Below are 22,959 nucleotides of genomic sequence, written 5' to 3' on the forward strand. Positions count from 1 at the left end.
GGACGGATTCGAACCATCGAAGGCAGTGCCGGCAGATTTACAGTCTGCTCCCTTTGGCCACTCGGGAACCCCTCCAGAGGATTTTTATACTTAGTAAGATGTTTTCCCAACTCATCTCCCAAGTGCGGAGCGAATCATAGCAAACTCGCTCAGGCTGTAAAGCGTTTTTCTTACGTTTTTACGTTGAATGCTGTCTTTTTGGGCAAAGATGGTAGAAAGTCAGCGTTTTGTTTGTCCTTTGAACAGAAGAGAAGCGCGCTTTTTACTTGAATTTACACTACTTGACGTTAAACACCGTATCTACTGATAAACTGTAAGCAGTTTAATGACATAAGTTTATTCGTTTAGAAGTCAATATCATGAGCATGAAAGCCACGTTATCGTTATCTGTTTTAACGCTTTCTATATTACTGAGTTCTCCATCGGTTTGCGCTGCGATGCGAGGAGGCTCAGCGGTTACCGTTGTGACTGAACAAGTAGAAACGCACGAGATCAATCAATCCTTAACTCTTATCGGCAAATTAAAGGCAGCGGAGTCTGTGGTTGTCGCATCGGAAGTCGCCGGCAAAGTGAATCAAATCGCTGTTAAAGCGAATCAAAATGTCCAGCAAGACCAGCTATTAATTAAGTTAGATGACGATAAGGCTCAAGCCGCTTTGATTGAGGCAAAGGCGTATCTAAAAGATGAACAGCGTAAGTTAAAAGAGTTCCAACGTTTGGTTAAGCGGAATGCGATTACTCAAACTGAAATCGATGCACAAAAAGCCAGTGTTGAAATAGCACAAGCGAGGCTTGATGCTGCTCAAGCCAATTTAGCTGACCTCCATATTACTGCCCCATTTTCTGGCACTGTTGGTTTTATCGATTTTAGCCGCGGCAAAATGGTCAGTGCGGGTACTGAACTTTTGACGTTGGATGATCTTTCCGTCATGGAACTGGATTTACAAGTACCGGAGCGCTATTTATCGATGCTTTCTATTGGTATGGAAGTCATCGCTAAAACCAGTGCATGGGGTAGCCAGACCTTTACTGGTCAAGTCACAGGTATTGATACGCGGATCAGCGCCGAAACACTGAATCTTCGCGTGCGTATTGAGTTTGATAACCCAGAAAATCAATTGAAGCCGGGCATGTTGATGAACGCTTCACTAGCATTTCCTGCTATTAAGGCGCCAATCATTCCTGTTCAAGCACTTGAATACTCCGGAACTAAACGTTTTGTATATGTAATTGATGAAAATAACAAAGCTACTCGTCAAGAAGTGTCGCTAGGTGCTCGTGTTGGTAACGAGGTGGTGATCGAATCTGGTGTTGAGATTGGTGACAAGATTGTGGTTCAAGGCATTGTTAACATGCGTGATGGTGTCGAAGTGAAAGAAATTGTCGCGCCACTAAAAGCGAACACCACGGATGTGACACGCAATGACAGTGAATCGGATGAGGAAGAAAACTAATGTTACTGTCCGACGTTTCAGTTAAACGCCCTGTCGCGGCGTTGGTTCTGAGCATGCTGTTGTGTGTGTTTGGCTTTGTGTCATTCACCAAATTAGCCGTTCGTGAAATGCCTGATATAGAAAGCCCAGTCGTTTCTATCAGCACGCGTTATGAGGGTGCATCTGCGACTATTATTGAAAGTCAAATTACCTCCGTTTTGGAAGACCAGCTTTCTGGGATCAGTGGGGTTGATGAAATTAGCTCCACTACTCGTAACAGCATGTCGCGTATCACGATCACGTTTGAGTTAGGTTACGATCTCAACACAGGTGTGAGCGACGTGCGTGATGCCGTAGCTCGTGCTCAGCGCTCGCTACCTGATGAAGCGGATGACCCTATTGTTTATAAGAACAATGGCTCGGGAGAGGCGTCGCTCTACATCAATCTCAGTTCTGCAGAGATGGACCGTACTCAATTAACGGATTATGCCGAACGTGTATTGATGGACCGCTTTAGCCTGATCTCTGGGGTTAGCTCCATTGATCTCTCCGGTGGTTTGTACAAGGTCATGTACGTGAAGCTTAAGCCAGAACTAATGGCTGGACGTTTAGTTACAGCTTCGGACATTACATCAGCTTTACGAAGTGAGAACCTAGAAAGCCCAGGTGGTGAAGTTCGAAACGACTCAACAGTAATGTCCGTGCGTACGGCTCGTACTTATAACACGCCTGAAGATTTTCAATATCTTGTCATAAAACGCGCAAGCGACAATACACCTATCTATTTAAAAGATGTAGCAGATGTCTTCATTGGTGCAGAAAACGAAAATTCAACCTTCAAAAGTGATGGTGTAGTAAACATCAGTCTTGGTGTGGTACCGCAGTCAGACGCAAACCCGTTAGAGGTTGCTAAGCTGGTTAGGTCTGAAGTCGATAACATCCAGAAGTTCTTACCAGAAGGTACACGCCTTGCGATAGATTACGACGCGACAGTGTTTATCGAGCGTTCAATCGAAGAGGTGTACAGCACGCTATTTATCACGGGCGGCTTGGTGATTTTGGTATTGTACATTTTCATCGGCCAAGCTCGTGCAACCTTAATTCCTGCGGTTACTGTACCTGTTTCTCTGATTTCGTCGTTCATTGCCGCGTACTACTTTGGGTTTTCTATCAACTTGATCACCTTGATGGCGTTGATATTATCGATTGGTTTGGTGGTTGATGACGCAATTGTGGTTGTAGAGAATATCTTCCACCATATTGAACGCGGTGAATCGCCATTACTCGCCGCATATAAAGGCACAAGAGAGGTTGGTTTTGCTGTTATAGCAACAACATTAGTGCTGGTGATGGTGTTCTTACCGATCTCCTTTATGGATGGCATGGTAGGTCTACTATTTACAGAGTTTTCTGTATTGCTGGCTATGTCGGTCATATTCTCCTCTTTGATTGCCCTGACGCTGACGCCTGTATTAGGTAGTCAGATTTTGAAAGCGAATGTAAAACCAAATCGATTCAATGAAGCAGTTGATCGCTTGTTTAGCAAGCTTGAGAGTGGCTATCGCGCATTATTGAAAGGCGCATTAAAAGTACGTTGGGCTGCTCCCCTGGTGATTCTAGCTTGTTTGGGCGGTAGCTATTTCTTGATGAATCAGGTACCGGCCCAGCTGACCCCACAAGAAGATCGCGGTGTGATATTCGCGTTTGTGCGAGGTGCAGATGCTACGTCGTACAATCGTATGTCAGCCAATATGGATATTGTCGAAGACCGATTGATGCCATTACTAGGGCAAGGTTATCTGAAGTCATTCAGTATCCAAACGCCAGCGTTTGGTGGCCAGGCAGGAGACCAGACAGGCTTTGTGATCATGATTCTAGAAGATTGGAACGAACGTGATATCACGGCTCAGCAAGCCCTTAACAAAGTACGGAAAGAATTGGCGGGTATCCCAGATGTTCGAGTGTTCCCATTTATGCCAGGTTTCCAAGGTGGTTCGAGTGAGCCAGTTCAGTTCGTATTAGGCGGCTCTGATTACGATGAGCTCGTTGTTTGGGCTGAAATGCTAAAGAACAAAGCAGAAGAATCACCAATGATGGAAGGAGCAGAGATAGATTACTCGGAAAAAACGCCTGAGTTATTGGTTACAGTTGACCGACAGCGTGCCGCAGAGCTAGGAGTCAGTGTTAAAGACATTTCTGACACCCTAGAAATCATGCTCGGTGGTAAAAGCGAAACGACTTATGTTGAGCGTGGCGAAGAGTACGATGTGTATCTTCGCGGTGATGAAAATAGCTTTAATAATGCTGCAGATTTAAGTCAGATTTATCTACGCACGAATAGCGGTCAGCTAGTGACGTTAGATGCGGTCACAAAAATTGAAGAAGTGGCGGCCTCTATTCGTCTTTCTCACTACAACAAACAGAAGTCCATCACTATTACTGCCAACCTGTCGGAAGGTTATACATTAGGAGATGCGCTGAATTACCTAGACCAGGAAGCCATCGACAACTTACCGGGTGACATTTCGGTGAGTTATTCGGGGGAGTCGAAAGACTTTAAAGAGAACCAAGCGAGTGTTGCTGTTGTGTTTGCATTGGCACTACTAGTGGCGTATCTCGTGTTGGCGGCTCAGTTTGAAAGCTTCATAAACCCGTTAGTGGTCATGTTTACGGTGCCGATGGGTGTATTTGGTGGCTTCCTTGGTTTGGTTATTATGGGCCAAGGTATGAACATTTATAGTCAGATCGGCATGATCATGTTGATTGGCATGGTGACGAAAAACGGTATTTTGATCGTAGAATTTGCCAATCAGCTACGTGATCGTGGCGTTGGGTTTGAAAAAGCGATCATTGATGCTGCCGCGCGACGTCTACGTCCAATCTTGATGACTGCGTTTACCACACTTGCTGGCGCAATTCCGTTGATCGTATCGACAGGGGCGGGTTATGAGAGCCGTATTGCCGTGGGTACGGTTATCTTTTTCGGGATGGGGTTTGCGACATTGGTGACCTTGTTTGTTATCCCGGCAATGTACCGATTGATTTCGGCGAAAACACAAGCACCAGGTCATGTAGAAGCAGAGTTAAACAAAGCAATTAGCCATGATACGAAGGGCCGTATAGCGCACCCTTAAATCAAACGTTAAAACATAAAAGCCGAGGTAATAACCTCGGCTTCTCTTTATCGGTTTAAAGTTAGCTCGGAAGCGTTCGATTAGAAGCGTTTCCCTAGGCTGATTTGTACACCTTCGTAGCTGTCGTAAAAATCTTCAAAACCCATATCCGCGACATTATAAATGTACTCTGCGCGTAACCAGATATCTTTGCTCATATCCCAATGGACACCAGCACCGATGTTGAATAGCGCGCCTGAATCATCTGTGACTTTTTGTTCGTTTGGAACATACATTTCAGCTTGAGTGCCAAGCGCAGTTACGCGACCAAACAGTGACAGCGGCGTATCGCCTAAGTTATCACTTGTTACAACAGCAGACATACCTGCTTGGTAATAGTGAAGATCTAAGTCAGTTTTTAGAGCATCGTTCTTAAGTTCATTTTGTGAATAGCGCAGAACCCCTTCAAACGCGAGGTATTGGTTTACATGGTAACCCCAGCCAACTGTGATATGTGGTGTTGACCACTCATTGTCTCTATCCGAGCCGAAGTACGGTGTATCAAAACCAACGTTACCAGTACCCAGATAAAAATAAGATTGATGAGCTTGTTCTTGAGCAGCTAAAGTTGGCACGCTAATGGTCAAGGCAGACAATAATAGAATGGCGTTTTTCATAACTAGACGATAACCTTGGTAAAAGACCGTTGTAATGATTTGTTTAAATGTTAATTTAATCAATAGGATGGATGGTAATTATCATATCAGCTTTTATCAAAGGTAGTGATTTTAGAATGGGAATTGTTGCGCTAAAGCATACTTCTTACTCATGACTACCGACTAACTAGATATGGTGACGAAAGCTAGTTAAATAAGAGAGAAGGAAAGGAAAGTGGCTGAATTCAAATACAAAAACTTGACTCAAGAAGAACAAGATAAGTTAGACGCGGCGACATTTCGCCGTTTATTGGCGCATTTAGATGCCAACAAAGACGTACAAAACATCGACCTGATGATCCTTGCGGGCTTCTGTCGCAACTGCTTTAGCAAATGGTATAAATCTGAGGCTGAAAATCTCGGTTTGGATTTAGATATTGATGACGCTCGCGAACGTGTTTACGGCATGACTTACGATGAATGGAAACAAAATCATCAACCAGCGGCAACGCCAGAACAATTGGCTGCGTTTGAAGCGCGCCAGAAAAAGTAAAACCCAGCGATAAAAACAGCCCGCATGAAGTTGGGCTGTTTTTTTAAAGTCCAGTTTGCACGTTAAGCGTTAGTTGAGCCGCAACAAGCTGGCTCAACGCAACCTTTTGCTTGAATGACTTTGAGTTGAGCTAAGTAAGGTTGAATATCGCCGATGTTCTCTTTTACCCATGTTAAGTCATAATACGTATCTAGGTAACGCTCTCCAGAATCACATAGAAGCGTCACGATAGAACCCTTCTCACCGCGTTGTTTCATCTCACAAGCCAATTGCAGCACACCGTAAAGATTGGTGCCTGTTGATGCGCCGACTTTACGCCCAATCAGCTGAGATACCCAATGGGCGGTTGCCACACTGGCAGCGTCTGGAATTTTGCGCATCTCGTCAATAACACCTGCAATAAAGCTTGGCTCGACACGTGGTCGACCGATGCCTTCAATTTTGCTGCCGGTCTCACCTTTTAATGAGTGATTACCTGACTGAAAAGCATCGTAAAACACTGAGTTTTCAGGGTCTACCACGCAAAGCTTAGTGTCGTATTTTTGGTAACGAATAAAACGGCCAATGGTTGCTGATGTGCCGCCTGTTCCAGGACTCATCACTACCCAGCTAGGAATCGGGTGATCTTCTAACTCCATTTGGCTAAAGATAGAGTTCGCGATGTTGTTGTTACCGCGCCAGTCAGTAGCGCGTTCAGCATAAGTAAACTGGTCCATGTAGTGACCATTTAACTCTTGAGCCAAGCGTCGAGACTCGTCATAAATCTGATCTGAGCGCTCTACAAGATGCGCTTTACCACCGTAAAACTCAATTTGTTCAATCTTTTTACGTGCGGTGGTTTTCGGCATAACAGCAATGAACGGTAAGCCAAGCAAGCGAGCAAAATACGCTTCCGAAACGGCAGTGCTGCCTGAGGACGCTTCAATCACTGTGGTTTCAGGACCAATCCATCCGTTACAAATCGCATAAAGAAACAACGAGCGTGCCAATCGGTGTTTCAGAGAGCCTGTTGGATGCGTGCTCTCATCTTTTAGGTAGATATCGATACCATCAAGAGAAGGCAGTTCAAGTTTAAATAAATGAGTATCAGCAGAACGTTGGAAGTCTGCTTCAATTTTACGCACTGCATTGTTGATCCAATTGTGGTCAGTACACATGGCGTCTCTCCTTGGGAAATCGATAGATAAGTATTAGATAGGGATAATTTATCTATAATTTTCGAGAAAAACTTTGCTATTGTTACTCTTAATAAAGATTTTTGTAGAAAAATTTTCTACATTTTATGGGTTTATAGAAATGAGTTTAGATCGAATAGATAAGCAGCTGCTTGCTTTACTACAAACCGACAGCACCTCGTCATTAAATGACGTGGCTGAGCGAGTCAATCTTACTACAACACCATGCTGGAAGCGCTTGAAAAGGTTGGAAGAAGAGGGCTACATCGAAAAACGCGTGGCGTTGTTAAGTGCAGAAAAGCTCGAGCTATCTTTCATTGCATTTGTTCAGTTAAAAACGATTGATCATTCCGAAGGTTGGTATCACCATTTTGTTACAACTGTGAGTGACTTTCCTGAGGTAATGGAGTTTTATCGTATGGCTGGCGAGTATGACTACATGATGAAAGTACTAGTCAAAGATATGAAGTGTTTTGACGAATTCTATAAGCGGTTAGTTAATAGCGTAAAAGGGCTATCTAATGTGACTTCAACATTTGCTATGGAGTCCATTAAATACACAACAGAGTTACCAATCCTAAAATAACTCGCCCTATAAGAATTCTATCTAATGTTAATTCTACCTTTTAGTATTTTAAATGTTAAAAGGTAGTTTGATTATGCTTTTAAAACTATTTCCTATCAGATTTTCATAAATATAAACGATATTTATTCTCTCTTCTATTTTTCATTAACCATTTGTTTTTGCAGTCCATTAATCCCATATATCATAATGAAAGAAAAAATAACGCAATTTTTTCTCTTTCTTTTTCATGTTTTATTTTATTGAATATTAATTTTTACTAAATTAATGGAAGAGTTTGATTTAAACGTTTGCTTTTTGTGTTTTCATGTAATTTGGTCGCTATTTTTGAGTATTTGTTTTTAGGATTAATACAGTAGCAATTACTTAAGTAATAAAGTACTCAAAAATGGGGATAGTGATTAATAAAACATCGTATTATTATCGCCCCATCTTGTATGTAACAAAGTATTACTAAAAATGAACAGAAATTACTATTTGCTTTTTCTCGCAGCTTTACTCGCTGGCTGTGGCGGTGGGGGAGACTCTAAGCCGAACAATACGAAGACACCAACTACGATAACAAAGCAGAACCGTCCGCAATTAAAAGTGGAAGACACGGTATTGAAGTTTGAAGGAGTGGGAACGGTTACTGAAGCAAAACTGAGCAATGTACATGGGTCGGTATCTTACCAAGTCATTGATTCTAATCCGCCAAATGTCGTGAAAATTAATGACTCAGGAATACTACAAATTCTGCGCCCAGGAACGGCGACTATTCTTGCTACAGATAGTAGCTCTGCTTATGAATCTTCTGAAGCAAGATTTTCTGTCACTGTAGAGCGAGGCATCAATACTGAACTTTCAGTGAGTGATCTGAATTTCAATGCGATTGAGTCAGAAGGAAAAGCGTTGATCGTCCGTGGCCAAAAAGGCGAACTGAGTTATGAGGTAGAAAGTGGTCATAACTTGATTCGTGTTGATGATAACGGTTCGGTATATTCATTAGGTTCAGTTGGTCAGGCATCGGTGCTGATTACTGATTCAGGTAACGACTTTTACTTGCCGAAACAAGTTCGCGCTACGGTTAAACTGCATGCAGTAGCTCCGGGGCAATTACAGTTCGCTTTGCTTGAAGACGAGTATCGAGAAGGGTTGACGTTAGAACCAGTGCGTTTAGATAAAGCTCAAACGCAACGTATTTCTTACAAAATTATAAATAGCGTACCAGACAGCAAGGTGGCCGAGTTGCTAGACCCTGAAACGGGTTTGCTTCTTGTTCATAATGTTGGGCAATTAACGGTTGAGGCGACAGCAACTTACAGCGACGCGTTTCTGGATAAACAGCAAACAGCGCAATTTTTTGTGGATGTAAAACAAGGCAAGCGTCAAGAAATCAGCGCAGCGGATATCGTCACAACTTATGAGGAAGGTGGACGAATTTTCCCTAAGGTGACGAACGCCTACGGTGACTATGAGCTGAGAATCATTCGTGGTGAAGACGTTGTCGCTAAAACTGAAAATGGTGAAGCATTACTGATCAAAGGTGTTGGTGCTGCTGAAGTGGAAATTTACGAGCATGACATGCGTAATTATCCTGCAAGCAAAACTCGTTTTGATCTTGAAGTTAATCGCGCGCCTCATCCCGTTATAAAAGACATTGAAATGCCGCTTACCTATCAACCAAATCTTTCAATCCCTCTGGCGTTTAAAGGGCAAAAAGGTAACGTAAATCTAGTTAGCAGCTTACCTAATGGCTTACGAATGACTGACGGCAAGTTGGAGGTAGTGACTGCGGGTGAGTACGACCTTAAGTTTGAAGACGATGGTGGGGAGTTCTACCAACCTATTCAATTTAATGTCGTCATTAAAGTTGCAAAGGCTGAAGGCCAACCCATGGCAACGCACGATTATGACGTTGTATACAGCAACAAATACAGTTTTGATCTTCACCGTGATTTTGGTTTGAGTGCTGACGAGCAAATTGAGATTGTAGATAACTCCGCACCAGATGTTGTCGGTGGTTTTAGTGAAGGACGTCTCCATGTGTATAAAGCGGGTAAAGCGACGCTAACTGTGCGCAGAAAAGAGAGCGCGAATTATACTGTTGGTCCTGATCAAAAAGTCTACGTGACAATTTTGAGTGCGCCGAGCCGAATTGAAGTTCAATCCGATGTGGAAGAGATTTGGAAGGTTGGCCAAACATTTGTTGCGCCGAAAATCTCTGGTACGGTTGGGGAAGTTACGTACCGATTTGCAGACAACGCAGCAACAGATGTAGCTTCCTTAAACAGCCAAACGGGTGCCATGCAAATTCTTAACGCGGGTAGCACAAAAATTATTGTTTCGGATGCGGGGGACGACAAAGTGGATCCGGGTGAAAGTAGTTTCTCGGTCACTATTAAACAAGGCACAAACCCTGTATCGGTTACTTACCCAACGGTAGAATTCTCCGCTGGTAGTGTTATCTCACCAGTGATGAGTGGTGGGACTGCGAAGGCAAGTTACCGTCTTATTAACCAAAAAGATCCTGTGGTCGAGCTAGTTTCCCCTGACACGGGGCGTTTGAAGATTTTGCACGCAGGCGAGTACCAAGTAGAGGTTACTCTTACTGGACGCAACTACAAAGCTAAAACAATCGTCGTAAATGGCACTATTAACAAAGCGAATCACCCTGGTTTAAGTGCTTCTACAATGAAGGTGGAATTTGAACCATTTAAAAAGGTTAAGCTAGACTTTGGTACACCAATAGGAAACCGCAGCTATCAAATATCCAGCTCAACAATTAAAGGAGTCGCTTCATTAGATGTTGATAAGGAAGAGCTGACGTTACTTGACCTCCCACCAGTAAAAAGACGTTGGATTTCTCTCGACGTTTCGGAAGGAGAATCTCGAGATTACAAAGCGCTGGAAAGTAAGAAAGTCCAGCTGTATCTAAGCTTTGCAGATGAAGGTGTTGCGGATCAATATACATTGCTTGAAACTGAACAAACAGTATTGTTTAGCACGCTAAATGCACGTGAGTTTTCTAACTTAGAAGAAAGTGAGTTTGGTTTGATGAACGTTCGTTCAGTGCGTGAGCCAACGGACGAAGAATTGAAATTATACGGCAAAGGTAAGATTGCACTACTTGCATTCAAGCCGGTGGGTAACGATGACCAAACTCTAATAAAAGGAGCGTGGGTACACTTAGCTCGATTTGATGGATGTACATCAGAGCTGTTCGAAGATGATCTCAAGCCTTTTGAAGCAATTGACTATGATGACCCAGGGTACTGCACCAACGGCAGCACGATTCGTATGACTCGGTTCTTAATAATTGATGACTCGAAGATGGAAAAGGTAGAGTATGAGTTAGTAGCACCTGTGATTACTTACCGTCGTGGGGTTCGTGAATTTTTAGCAACGAATAAAGGTGGATTCTATGCCGACCCAAATGTCATTTACGGGAAAAGCGAATATGGTTACCCGAAATCACTTTACGAATGGTCGGTTATTAACATGAAGTATCAACCAAATTAATCATCGTTTGATACCCCTTAAAAAAGGAGTGCGGAACAGCACTCCTTTTTTCGTCTGGCGAACACGAGCTATTTCGTGTAGCGCATCACCCCTTCTTGCACGGCGGTCGCCACTAAGTGACCTTGCTGGTTGTATATTTCGCCACGGACCAACCCACGAGTATTGCTCGCCGTTGGGCTCTCTATCGCATATAGAAGCCATTCATCCATCTTAAACGGACGATGGAACCAGATAGAGTGGTCAATGGTGGCCACTTGAAAGTTAGGCGTCATTAATGAGACTTCATGTGGATGCATTGCTGTCACAAGGAATCCCCAATCGGATGCGTAGGCCAGAAGGTACTGGTGAATTAGCTGATTCTCTGGCATTTCACCATTAGCACGAATCCAAAGGTACTGTTTGGGTTCTGCTTTTTTGGGCTTCAAAGGGTTGATAACCGTAACGGGGCGAGTTTCGATTGGCTTTTCCCCGCAAAATGTTTTGCGTAAGCGTTTGGGTAGAAATTCTGCAATATGGCTTGCGAGCTCACTCTCTGAGGCAAAGTTTTCTGGACCAGGGATATCTGGCATTTCTTTTTGATGATCAAACCCAGGTTGATCGCCATGGTAGGATGCGGTTAGGTAAAAAATAGGGCGTCCATTTTGAATTGCCTTTACGCGTCTAGTGCTAAAGCTACGGCCATCTCTCAGATTTTCTACGTCATAAATAATAGGTTTTTCTGGATCGCCAGGGTACAAAAAATAGCTATGGAAGGAGTGTACCGTGCGTGTTTCTTCAACGGTGTAGCGCGCAGCAGAAAGTGCTTGCCCAATTACTTGACCGCCATAAACTTGAGGCAAACCTAGGTTTTCACTTTGGCCACGAAACAAGCCTTCTTCTAATTTTTCGAGTTGTAGTAGGCTGAGCAATTCTCGTAGTGGTTTACTCATTGTGTCTCCTCACCGTTGTCTTTCATTCCAAGTTACCTCAACAGCCTCACTCTTGTGAAGTGGCATAGTTAAGAACTATTGAGTAACTTAGAAATAGTATTGTTCCAATTATGAAACAAAATCAATTGTTTGATAAATTCTAACTCAGTCAAACTATTGTCAAATAAAGTGACAGGAAGCAGACAGTTTTATATTCCACACCTATAATTGCTTCGGTTTAATGCTCTTTTCGAGGAATATATGAAAAAAACACTACTACTTGTTACTTCTCTACTCTTTGGGGCTGCGTTAGTGGGTTGCCAAACTTCTCAAAATACAGAAATGGAATCTACAGAGGCGTCAATGAAGACGATTACAGGTACAGTGGCTTATCGCGAGCGGATTGCCTTGCCACCAAACGCAGTGGTTACTATTGCGTTAGAAGATGTGTCCTTGGCGGATGCGCCAGCAAAAGTGTTGGCGAAACAGACATTTGAAACGAAAGGTAAGCAAGTTCCTCTTTCTTTTGAGTTGAGTTACGACAGCAATGAAATCAAACCAAACCATCGTTACAGCGTTCGTGCTCGCATTGAGGTAGATGGAAAGCTGCGTTTTATCAGCGACACACATAACGGTGTTATTACTGATGAAGCACAAACTCACCAATTAGATATTCGTCTAGTTGGAACACGTTAATACGACGTACTAAGAACAAAAAATGGCAGCTTAAGGCTGCCATTTGTATTTTTTAAGTGAAGTTTTGCCAACTTCCGAGACTTCAATCCCTTCTGCTTCTAATTTCTTTTTTTGTCGCTCTAAGTCTCTGCCTTTTAAAGATATTTTTCCTTGGCTATTTACCACTCTAAACCAGGGGAGTTTACTGCCTTCTGGTAAGTTGCCCAGTGCTTTACCAACATGTCTCGCATAGCCCGGATAACCGGCCATTTTTGCAATTTCCCCATAGGTGGATACTTTTCCTTTTGGAATTTGGTGAATTACAGCAAAGATTTGCGCTAAAAATTGGTCCATACTCAAAAGTGTCTATTTTGGATTACTAAGGAATGGTAAACCATTGGACTTGTATATTGCTAACGGTTCTTAACCCTTGTGTTATCAGCGACTCACTTTGAAGAATTACATTTTCTGTTCTGTAGTGTCGTTGGTTGATGAACGTTAAACAGCATGAAGCAAACGCAAGCTAAGCTTGAATCTAGACCCTCTCAACGACTTTCAATCCCAGTTTTTGCCGTTGAGTTACCAAGTAGGTGGGGAAGCCAGGAGGCGCTATGATTTTATCGACACTTCAATTTTTCGTTACGACCTTACTCGCTGTTGTCTGCGTTCGGGCGATGAGTTTGAGCGAGGGTGACATTCCCGTTCTTGCACTTATGATCCCCGCGCTGTGGGTTCTGCCACAAGGTGGGTTCGCTGGCTTAGTATTACTGGGCGCGATGATGGCTTTTGGTGCGACACTCTCAATGCAGCCAATTGCTTTGTCGGTTGGTGTTTTGATCCTTTTCCCACTTTTAATGGTGGTATTTTCTCGTAGAAGCTCTTTAGGTGTGTTGCTCACCGCTGGTCTTATTGTACTTACACTGCAAGTTGGTCTTATGGTCACACAGCAAGGCGGTAAGCTGGATGGTTCTGCTTGGGTTACAGTGGTTCAAACCATTGCGGTTATGGCGATGTGGTGGTCGGCTGCGCATTGGACGCCATCCAATAAACACAGCTGGTGGCCGTTGTTTTTGTTGCTCCCATTGTGGATTGCAGGCCTACCGTACGCCGTTCTTATGGCGTTAAGTTTGACGGGAATGTTAGCGTCAATGGAAGCACTTGCGAAGCTTCAACATACCATTCGTTGGAGCAAATTATTATGTTGGACATTGCCGACTGTGGGTTTTGCCGCTTTAGTCGTCAGCCCGACCACGGATGTGCCAAACCCTGTTTTCGTGGTTTGGATCTGTTTGTTAGGGACGGCTTGGATGACTGACTATATTTTACGTAGTAGCGATGAACAGGCTGAATTATGAGTTTTTAGTCAGGTAAAAAGTGACATGTGCGGCAGAGTATCGAATTGGTTGTGGAACAAAATGGAGATTAGTATATGTTCTTCATTTCATATTTACTACACTTCCAATAATAATAACCACAATATAAGTGGTTGATTTAAGATAAGTTTGTCATGACAACTTTTGCTCGAACACTGTTGCTTTTTGCATGTTGCCTCTTGAGTTTGAATGTAAAAGCCGAAGCCCCTTTAATTGCTCATTATAAAGTCGCGACTGAAGCGGATGATGTCGTCACTCGTGTTCTTTTCAATGCTGCTTCAGAGGAGTTTGGCTTTACCGTTCAATACGTGAACTACTCCAGCTTTGATGCCATTCTAAATTCAGTAGCGAATGGGGAAGCGGACTTTGCTGCGAATATCACTTACACACAAGAACGTGCTCAACGTTTTAGTTATTCCCGCCCAACAAATATCGAATATACCTACCTCTTTGGCTTAAAAGATTCGACGTTGAGTGATATTTCGCGTGTTGGCGTCCCCAAAGATACAGTTTATGCCCAATTACTTAAACAACACTACCCTGAGCTAGAACAGATCTCTTATCAAGGTCACGAACAAGCAGTAACACTGCTACGTTCAGGTGCTGTGGACGGCGTTGTCGATGCCATTAACCAGCTCAAGCCGATGCTGATGGAGGGGTTTGACGCCAAGATGCTCAATGATCAGATTTCGATAAAGCCCGTATCCATCATCAGTAAAAAAGATCATCATCTTGAAGCGTTGGACACGTTCGCTACGTTTATTCACGGGGAAGCGGTGCAAAAGCAGCTTCGCGAAGAAATTTCCCAGTATCAATTTGAATTAAGGCGAGCAGCGTTGCGTGATTCTATTCGTTTATTGCCCCTTGATTTTAATGAACCAATACGGATTAAGCTCGAATCTATCTTTCCATATGTTGTATACAACGCAGATGGTAGTGTCGAAGGGATGACGGCTGATGTAGTCCTGAGAAGCTGTGAGATCTTGGCTTTAAACTGCTTGATCATTAGTGAGCCTGGTGAAAGCTGGGGTTCTATGTACCATGAGTTTATCCAAGGTAATTTCGAAATTTTGGCGCCGTTAACGGTCAGCCGTGAGCGGCGCGCATTTAGCTACTTTCCAAAGCCCCATTACGCGCCAGCATCGGTGATGGTCAAGCGTTTAGGTTACAAACCGAGCACATACTCTCATGTTTCACAGTTGATATCTGAGCGGATTGGCGTAGTTAAGGATGACTTTTTCGATCAAATGATGACGCAACTGTTACCGCTAAAAGAACTCAAACGTTATCGTACCCAACAAGAGCTCATTCAGGGGCTACTAAATGAAGAAGTCGATTACATTCCGATGGATACGGCGATGCTCAATCATTTTTTACGTCTCAGTGAATTGGTTCCGATAGAGCAGGATACCGCTATTGGAGAGTTTTATGAGTCACAACTCTCTGTTGGATTGGTCGTGAATGAAAAAGGAGCCATGCTTGCGCCTTTCTTCAGTCGAGCGATAGCGATGTTAGAAGTTGATAAGATCATTGCTCAGTACGATGTACGCCCAGATTGGCGTACCGCACTTGAATATGAGATTCGATTAGCGACGCAAACACAAGCTGTGTTTATCTTTGTATTATTGTTTGCTATTTGTGTTTCGCTTTATCTTTACCGTCAATCGAACACTGACAACTTAACAGGGTTAAGGAATCGTCGTGCGTTGCAAGTAAAGTATCGAAAAGGAGTAAACAAAGATCTATCCATACTTTACTTAGACATTAATCATTTCAAACGAATCAATGACACTTATGGTCATCGCGCTGGGGACGAAGTTTTACAACTACTGGCGCTAAAAATTCATTATGTCTGGTCGGGAAGATGTTATCGAATTGGAGGGGATGAGTTCATATTGCTGGGTTATCCAACGCAAGCCGAGTTAACTAGAGCAATGAGAGAGCTCAGTAGAATCGACGTGAAAGGCAAATTATGTAGTGATTTGGAGTCTATAAGTATCTCTATTGGTTTCTCTGCAAAAAGGGAACGGCACATGAGCTTAGAGCAAGCGATGCATTTGGCTGATGAAGACATGTACATGAGTAAGCAGTCCTCACGGCACGACTCCTCTTATCGTGACTGCACGGTTTCATCATAAAGGAATGAATTGATCGAGTTTTGTTCAAACGGTAATGAAATGATGAAATTCAAGGTTTTTGCTCTTGCATTATGAGAGCTGATACTGAATAATCGCCCCATCGATTGAGGCAAGACCTCTCGAAAAGAACTATGGGGCTCTGGTCCTCTCGCAACAATAGCTCGTGAACTCGGTCAGGTCCGGAAGGAAGCAGCCGCAGCGTGTGACTTGTGTGCCGGGATGTGGCTGGGGTCCCACCCTTTGAAAGCCCTGCGTTATCGCAGGGCTTTTTTCGTTTTTGAGCCTTCTTTTATTTTGGCTACGCTTGGTGTTCAACGTCTTCTGATGATCAAGCTTCTTGAGGTTATTTAGGTATAATTTATAATCTCATCCGCTCGATACCGAACTTTCGTGAAGATTGTTTAGGGTACACTCGCCGAATAACCATTTTCACCTGGGATACTTTAATGATTTCAAAAAACCAATTAAAACTGCTTCGTGCTTTAGGTCAAAAGAAACAGCGTAAAGCGCATGGCTTATTCCTAGTTCAGGGTGAAAAGAACGTACTAGAGCTAGCAAGTAGTTCATTGAAGGTGAAGCAGGTTTTTGCAACAGCGGCATTTCTCGAACAAAATGCTGGTACGCTAAATCGTTTTGATTGTGTTGAAGCATCGCTTGATGAATTGACCAAAGCGAGCACGCTTGTGAGCAATAATGCGGCCATTGCTGTGGTTGAAATTCCGAGTGTAAAAGAGCCTCAAGCGAAAGGCTTGATGATTGCGCTAGATGGTGTATCCGACCCTGGTAATCTAGGTACGATTATTCGTGTTGCAGACTGGTATGGCATCAAGCACATTATTGCGAGTACAGATTGTGCTGATCCTTATAATCCTAAAACGATCAGTGCGACCATGGGCAGCTTTGGCCGCGTACAAGTGAGTTTGGTGGATTTGCCAAGTTACTTGGAACACGCCAAATTGCCAGTATATGGCGCGTTTTTGGAAGGAGAGAGCGTTCATAAAACGGATTTCGCTGCTGAAGGTATTTTGTTGATGGGCAGCGAATCTCATGGTGTGCGCGAAGCCGCAGCAAAATTCGTGACAGATAAGATCACGATTCCGGCGTTTGGCGGTGCCGAATCACTGAATGTCGCGATGGCGACTGGCATTATTTTAGACAACATGCGCCGCCAACATAGCTAATGCAACAATTACTTAATAACAAAGCCAGTCTATTTGACTGGCTTTGTTATATTTATTGCCTAGAAAAATCAGCCTGGCTGAATCTTGCGTCTAACGAAATACAGTGAATGTTGTTCGGTGAGTTAATTTTGTTTTAGTTCAATAGGCTGTGCCTATAAATAAAATTACTCCTTTCCATTTAGTAAAATCAGGAAATTAGGCGACACTTATCTAAAGGCCGCAATAAAATGCCCTTAAGGAGATAAGAATGCATTCATTAAAAGTAAAAGATTACATGACGTTGCAAGCGGTGACTTTCACGAAAGATATGTCACTTTCGGCAGCTTTAAACAAAGTAATGCAAAGTGTCACACTAGGTGGCCCTGTCATTGATGAAAATGAAAAAGTGGTTGGGTTTTTATCGGAGCAAGACTTATTAGATAAGTTGGTGAAAGCAAGTTATCACTGCCAAGATACACATACGGTACAAGAGTGTATGCATGATGATGTCTTATCTGTTTCTCCAGAAATGTCAGTAATTGAACTGGCTGACATGATGAAAGTTGGAAAGCCGAAAATGTATCCAGTGGTGGATGGCAAAGGTAAGTTGGTTGGTGTTATCACAAGAAGAGACGTGCTGCGTGCCATAGGAATGACATTAAATGAGTGTTTTAAGCATCCCGTTTAACCTCTCTGTTTAAACTTTACGGAATATTGCTTTTAAACTGGTTTGGAAAGACGCTTCGGCGTCTTTTTTATTTTCTATCGCCGAACTGTACAAATTTATCTTGACCTTGGAGCTTACTCTAAGGTTTATCCTTAGCAATAGGTAAACCACCGATACCAATAAGGAAAAAATTATGTGTACAAAACATCAAGGTTGCCAATCTAGCAAAATCAAAACTGCGGTGCCGCTTGGTGCAAGCGAGTCATGCTGTGCGCCAGTAAAATCTTCGCTCAATATCTCTCAGGCCAGTGTTGATGTTTCTGAAAGCTCTTGCTGTAGTGGAGGAGGCTGCAGCGTTGACACAGGCGAGGAAGACGATCCCACAAGGGAGAGTAATTCCTCCGTTCGGAACGCTTGGCTTGTGTCAGGTATGGATTGCCCATCTTGTGCGCAAAAGCTTGAGAAAGCCATTACGTCTTTACAAGGCGTCAGCCAAGCCAAGGTTTTGTTTGCAACAGAAAAACTGGTCGTCGATTTTGATGGTCTAGAGCTGATAGCTACGATAGAGCAGACAGCCCAAAAAACGGGTTTCCCGCTCTCTTCACTTGATGCTCCAAAACCAAGCACTACAAAGAAAGGCTGGCTTGGCGTCATAAGAGACAACATCCAAATTCTCTCGATTGCTGGTGCAATGGCTACTGCGGCAGTAATTTCTAAGATCGACCCTCAAATAAGCGCTTGGTTATTCACTTTGACGTGTTTACTTGGTTTATACCCAATCGCGCTCAAAGCATTTAAGTTGGCGCGTAGCGGTACGCCTTTTGCGATTGAAACGTTAATGAGTGTAGCGGCGCTCGGCGCCTTATATTTAGGTGAAACCGCCGAAGCCGCAATGGTGTTATTGCTTTTCCTTATTGGTGAAAAGTTAGAAGCATATGCATCATCTCGCGCGCGAAGCGGTGTCCAGGCGTTAATGGACTTAGTCCCAGAAAATTCAATTTTAATTATTGATGGAGCGCGTAAAGAAGTACCAGCTGCTCAGCTTAAACCAGGGGATATCATAGAAGTCGCACCCGGAGGTCGTTTGCCTGCCGACGGTGTTTTGCAAGATGCGCTTGCGAGTTTTGACGAAAGTGCGTTAACGGGAGAATCTGTTCCCGTTGAACATCAAACCGGTGGCAAAGTGATGGCCGGGGCTGTGGTTGTCGATAAAGTGGTTCGCTTACAGGTGACTTCCCGTCAGGGCGAGAATGCGATAGACCGAATTCTTCATTTGATTGAAGAAGCCGAATCTCGTAAGGCACCATTAGAACGCTTTCTTGATAAATTTAGCCGTTGGTATACGCCGCTAATGATGCTGGTGTCTCTGATGGTTATCGTTACGCCGCCATTACTATTTGCCCAACCGTGGGAAACGTGGATCTATCGAGGACTCGCCCTTCTGTTGATTGCTTGTCCATGTGCATTAGTAATTTCAACGCCGGCGGCGATCACTTCTGGCTTGGCGGCAGCTGCTAAGCGGGGCGCATTGATCAAAGGTGGTGCGGCGCTTGAGTTGCTTGGCAAGGTTGAGTCTGTCGCATTTGATAAAACTGGGACACTGACGCAAGGTAAACCAGAAGTGACTGACGTCTTTGCTTTTGATATGGATGAAGACAAGTTACTTAGCCTAACTGCGTCAATCGAGGTTGGTTCAAGTCATCCTCTAGCGGTTTCTTTAGTTACCAAAGTGCAAGAGCAGGGGCTTACTATTCCTGAAGCGTTGGATAAAACCGCGCAAGTAGGCTCTGGTGTCACTGGTTACGTCGATGGAAAAATGGTCCAAGTGGTCACGCCTTCAAAGGCAGACTTTCCACTTTCTCAAGAAGCCAAAGAGCAAGTGGTTACGTTGGAACAACAAGGTAAAACGGTTGTCATTGTTCGTTACGATGACGAGGTCATTGGCGTGATCGCATGGCAAGATACATTGCGCTCAGATGCCCAGCAAGCCATCGCAATGTTGAAGGAACTTGGGGTCACGTCGGTGATGCTAACGGGTGACAACCCGAGAAGTGCAGAAGCAATGGCAAATAGAATAGGCTTGGATTATAAAGCGAGTTTGTTACCTGCAGACAAGGTGCATTACGTCGAGAAGCTATCACAACAACATACCGTTGCGATGGTGGGAGACGGTATCAATGATGCTCCAGCCATGAAAGCTTCGAGTATCGGCATTGCGATGGGAGGCGGTACGGATGTTGCGCTCGAGACTGCTGATGCGGCGTTAACACACAACCGGTTGATTGAGCTACCTGCCATGATAGAACTGTCGCGTGCGACGCTAAGTAACATTCGTCAGAATGTCGCGTTAGCGCTAGGTTTGAAAGGTGTATTCTTAGTGACAAGTTTACTTGGTGTTACTGGGTTGTGGGTTGCTGTATTAGCCGACAGTGGTGCAACAGCACTGGTGACATTGAATGCGTTGAGATTACTTCGTTTTGAGTCCAAGCAGATCAAATAACTGACCTAACCATTGATCCCACTCATTAATAGCCCGAGGCATTCGTGTATCGGGCTTTTTTAACCGTATTAACCTGATGCGATCAGACGTTTTTCTCGTCCTTGAAATCACGCATTGCTATGCAACAAAATGATCTAACGCCCCTTAAAGTGTGATCAATACCAGTTTTGTTTGAAATTTCATTTTCATTACATTTTGTCATTGTGATTGTGATCACTCTATGTTGGTGAAAGGTTCGCTACAGTGCATCTGTACCCAATAACTGATTAATGAGCTTATTGTTCATAAAATAAGCCACAATAAGGAGCGACTTATGTCTCAAGCTGTATTCCATTTAGGTGTTACTGAAGCTGATCTTAATGGTGCGACTCTAGCGATCATTCCTGGTGACCCAGCGCGTGTTCAAAAAATCGCAGAACAAATGGAAAATCCAGTATTTCTAGCAAGCCATCGTGAATACACGCTATACCGTGCAGAGCTAGACGGTAAACCTGTTGTGGTTTGTTCTACAGGTATTGGTGGTCCTTCTACCTCTATCGCAGTTGAGGAATTGGCACAGCTTGGTGTTCGCACTTTCCTACGTGTTGGTACAACGGGTGCAATTCAACCGCATGTAAACGTGGGTGACATGATCGTAACGACGGGGTCAGTTCGTCTTGACGGTGCGAGCCTACACTTTGCTCCTATGGAATTCCCAGCAGTTGCTGACTTTGAAGTAGCAACCGCAATGAAAGCAGCGGTAGAAGAGTCTGGCGCTACAGTTCACATGGGTGTGACTGCATCAAGCGACACGTTCTACCCTGGTCAAGAACGTTACGATACGTTCTCTGGTCGTGTTGTTAAGCGTTTCCAAGGCTCTATGCAAGAATGGCAAGACATGGGCGTACTTAACTTCGAGATGGAGTCTGCAACACTGCTAACAATGTGTGCGAGCTCTGGTTTAAAAGCGGGTTGTGTGGCTGGTGTTATCATCAACCGTACACAAAAAGAGATTCCAGATCATTCAACTCTGAAAGAAACGGAAGCGCGTTCAATTAAAGTGGTTGTAGAAGCAGCGCGTAAAATGCTTTAAGCCGCTATAGTTGGCATTTAAACAAACAGAAAAAACCAGAGGCTAACCTCTGGTTTTTTTCTACTTATAGAAATGCGTACAGCTAAAATTTAGGTATAAAAAAGCAGCATTAATGCTGCTTTTTATCGTTGTGAATTTTAGCTTTTCTTAATGGCACTATATCTCGTCTGAACCGCCCGCGTCTTTAAACCAAGCAGTTAAGTGCGTTCTTAAATCTTTAAGCTCATCAGGGCCAATCAGGGCTAGCCCTAAGTCTTCAGCACGAGTAATGTCATTGTGACGAAGAGGACGGAAGCTCACCAACATTGCGCGCGCTTGTAAGCCACCTAATAGATCGCGAAGCGATTCTAACTTATATAAAGTATCGTCGCCGTCATCTCTCATGCCTTTGGTTTTGCATTCGATGATGTGCAGCTTGTTGTTTACAACTGTTGCGACATCTAACTCATTGCGTACTTCACTTTCACCAAGTTTGCGATAAACCTGAACATTTAACGATCGATCTTGGATCGTCGGCATGGTGTCTTGGATTTGCTTCACGGTGCTGTGAACCAAAGTTTCTAACCACTCACCGTTTGAAAAGCGTCGAGCATCTTCATCTGCAAACGTTAAAACGCCATTCTCATAGGTGGCGATTTCTGCTTCTACTAAATCTGAAAGCAACATGTTGAGCTCACGGTAGCCCTGCTGTTTTTCGGAGAGCTCGACATCAAGCTTTTGTTCTTTGCGGCATGTGGTTGCAAGGTAGTTAAGTGTTGCTAGACCTGGCCCAAGTTCAAGCGCATTTGAGGCCCATCGTTCACCAAGTTCATACAATTTTTTATCAAGAAGAGGTGGTAAATCAACGTGGTGAAACTCGCCGCGTGCACCAAAGATAGTGAGGTAATCTGCAATCGTAATGTGATCTTCGACTTGGGTATCTTCTTTGCCATCAGGGTATAACCAACAAAGCTTATCGCTACTAGGCTCAACCACAAAAATTGGCCAGCGATAGGTACGGAAAACTTCGTACACCGACAACAAGCGATGACGAAGACCACAGCTCGCGTTCAATTTTACATCTTCGCCGCGTTCATGGAGATCTTTTGCCAGTTTTTGAATTGCTTGTTTGATCAGAGATGTATTAACAGCGGATGGAATTTCAAAAAATTCAGAAGTAATTTCTCGTTGATCTAAAACGGCACTCAGTCGGTCAAATATATCTAACTGGCTCTTGTCTCCGATGAAGACGATATGTGTGCTTAGCGTACGATTATCTAATAGAGGAGTGACCAATCTCACTGGGTCTTGGTCGATAATACCAACATGAACAGCCATAGATTTTCCTTTTTATGAGGCCGCTCGAAAAGAGTTGTGCAAGGGGATGAGCTGGCCTTATTAATCATATGTAGACATGGCCGACAAAAAACAAGGGCGACTTAACAAAAAGTCGCCCTTATACAGTTGATTGCA

At 43.7% G+C, this 22,959-nt stretch carries 17 protein-coding genes, 1 tRNA gene and 1 other RNA gene; 13 read left to right on the top strand and 6 right to left on the bottom strand.

Annotation, left to right across the window (positions count from 1 at the left end; translation table 11 throughout):
• Window positions 1-67: transfer RNA gene (locus tag R7R24_RS06070), tRNA-Tyr, on the bottom strand.
• A 292-nt stretch (window positions 68-359) separates the two neighbouring features.
• On the opposite strand from R7R24_RS06070, the gene R7R24_RS06075 reads away from it, so the two are divergent.
• Both R7R24_RS06075 and vmeF read left to right on the top strand, forming a co-directional pair.
• Window positions 360-1,454: an efflux RND transporter periplasmic adaptor subunit gene (locus R7R24_RS06075; RefSeq protein WP_005378593.1), complete on the top strand. Its 1,095-nt coding sequence runs from the start codon at window positions 360-362 to the stop codon at window positions 1,452-1,454.
• A complete protein-coding gene (vmeF, locus tag R7R24_RS06080) occupies window positions 1,454-4,567 on the top strand; it encodes a multidrug efflux RND transporter permease subunit VmeF (protein WP_054577991.1) in 3,114 nt (1,037 codons plus the stop codon). Before R7R24_RS06075 ends, vmeF begins: the two co-directional genes overlap by 1 nt.
• Before the next feature lie 80 nt (window positions 4,568-4,647).
• Here vmeF and R7R24_RS06085 read toward each other — a convergent pair whose 3' ends face one another.
• Entirely contained in the window at window positions 4,648-5,223 is a 576-nt protein-coding gene (locus R7R24_RS06085) for a porin family protein (protein ID WP_005378589.1), read from the bottom strand.
• A gap of 214 nt (window positions 5,224-5,437) precedes the next feature.
• Here R7R24_RS06085 and R7R24_RS06090 point away from each other — a divergent pair, with 214 nt between their 5' ends.
• Window positions 5,438-5,755, top strand: a complete 318-nt coding sequence (locus R7R24_RS06090) for a DUF1244 domain-containing protein (RefSeq protein WP_005378586.1) — start codon at window positions 5,438-5,440, stop codon at window positions 5,753-5,755.
• Between the two features lie 62 nt (window positions 5,756-5,817).
• Here R7R24_RS06090 and R7R24_RS06095 read toward each other — a convergent pair whose 3' ends face one another.
• Window positions 5,818-6,912, bottom strand: coding sequence for a PLP-dependent cysteine synthase family protein (locus R7R24_RS06095; protein ID WP_005378582.1), 1,095 nt, complete (start codon window positions 6,910-6,912; stop codon window positions 5,818-5,820).
• 139 nt (window positions 6,913-7,051) lie between these two features.
• On the opposite strand from R7R24_RS06095, the gene R7R24_RS06100 reads away from it, so the two are divergent.
• Window positions 7,052-7,516, top strand: a complete 465-nt coding sequence (locus R7R24_RS06100; protein ID WP_005378579.1) for an Lrp/AsnC family transcriptional regulator — start codon at window positions 7,052-7,054, stop codon at window positions 7,514-7,516.
• Window positions 7,517-7,972: 456 nt separating this feature from the next.
• On the top strand, window positions 7,973-11,014 hold the full coding sequence (locus tag R7R24_RS06105; RefSeq protein ID WP_054577990.1) for a hypothetical protein: 3,042 nt from the start codon (window positions 7,973-7,975) through the stop codon (window positions 11,012-11,014).
• 68 nt (window positions 11,015-11,082) lie between these two features.
• Here the strand turns inward: R7R24_RS06105 and tesB are convergent, their stop codons facing one another.
• On the bottom strand, window positions 11,083-11,943 hold the full coding sequence (gene tesB, locus R7R24_RS06110; RefSeq protein ID WP_005378575.1) for an acyl-CoA thioesterase II: 861 nt from the start codon (window positions 11,941-11,943) through the stop codon (window positions 11,083-11,085).
• 240 nt (window positions 11,944-12,183) lie between these two features.
• Between tesB and R7R24_RS06115 the strand changes: the two genes are divergently transcribed.
• Window positions 12,184-12,618 (top strand): YbaY family lipoprotein, encoded by a 435-nt coding sequence (locus tag R7R24_RS06115; protein WP_054577989.1) that lies wholly within the window; start codon window positions 12,184-12,186, stop codon window positions 12,616-12,618.
• A 30-nt stretch (window positions 12,619-12,648) separates the two neighbouring features.
• Here the strand turns inward: R7R24_RS06115 and R7R24_RS06120 are convergent, their stop codons facing one another.
• On the bottom strand, window positions 12,649-12,951 hold the full coding sequence (locus R7R24_RS06120; RefSeq protein ID WP_005378570.1) for a DNA base-flipping protein: 303 nt from the start codon (window positions 12,949-12,951) through the stop codon (window positions 12,649-12,651).
• Window positions 12,952-13,208: 257 nt separating this feature from the next.
• Between R7R24_RS06120 and R7R24_RS06125 the strand changes: the two genes are divergently transcribed.
• The 7 genes from R7R24_RS06125 to udp all read left to right on the top strand — a co-directional run bounded on the left by R7R24_RS06125 (window position 13,209) and on the right by udp (window position 21,507).
• Window positions 13,209-13,952, top strand: coding sequence for a hypothetical protein (locus tag R7R24_RS06125; protein ID WP_005389942.1), 744 nt, complete (start codon window positions 13,209-13,211; stop codon window positions 13,950-13,952).
• Between the two features lie 152 nt (window positions 13,953-14,104).
• A complete protein-coding gene (locus tag R7R24_RS06130) occupies window positions 14,105-16,108 on the top strand; it encodes a GGDEF domain-containing protein (RefSeq protein WP_054577988.1) in 2,004 nt (667 codons plus the stop codon).
• A gap of 137 nt (window positions 16,109-16,245) precedes the next feature.
• An RNA gene (gene ffs / locus R7R24_RS06135) (signal recognition particle sRNA small type) lies at window positions 16,246-16,342 on the top strand.
• 212 nt (window positions 16,343-16,554) lie between these two features.
• Window positions 16,555-17,289 (top strand): RNA methyltransferase, encoded by a 735-nt coding sequence (locus R7R24_RS06140; RefSeq protein WP_005378485.1) that lies wholly within the window; start codon window positions 16,555-16,557, stop codon window positions 17,287-17,289.
• A 247-nt stretch (window positions 17,290-17,536) separates the two neighbouring features.
• Window positions 17,537-17,956: a CBS domain-containing protein gene (locus tag R7R24_RS06145; RefSeq protein WP_005378483.1), complete on the top strand. Its 420-nt coding sequence runs from the start codon at window positions 17,537-17,539 to the stop codon at window positions 17,954-17,956.
• Between the two features lie 172 nt (window positions 17,957-18,128).
• Complete coding sequence (locus R7R24_RS06150; RefSeq protein ID WP_054577987.1) at window positions 18,129-20,435, top strand: zinc/cadmium/mercury/lead-transporting ATPase; 2,307 nt, start codon at window positions 18,129-18,131, stop codon at window positions 20,433-20,435.
• A 313-nt stretch (window positions 20,436-20,748) separates the two neighbouring features.
• Window positions 20,749-21,507, top strand: a complete 759-nt coding sequence (gene udp / locus R7R24_RS06155) for a uridine phosphorylase (protein WP_005378479.1) — start codon at window positions 20,749-20,751, stop codon at window positions 21,505-21,507.
• 156 nt (window positions 21,508-21,663) lie between these two features.
• Here udp and R7R24_RS06160 read toward each other — a convergent pair whose 3' ends face one another.
• Window positions 21,664-22,824, bottom strand: coding sequence for a DUF1887 family protein (locus tag R7R24_RS06160; RefSeq protein WP_005378476.1), 1,161 nt, complete (start codon window positions 22,822-22,824; stop codon window positions 21,664-21,666).
• Window positions 22,825-22,959: the final 135 nt, after the last annotated feature.

The sequence above is a fragment of the Vibrio sp. 704 genome, from assembly GCF_033339295.1.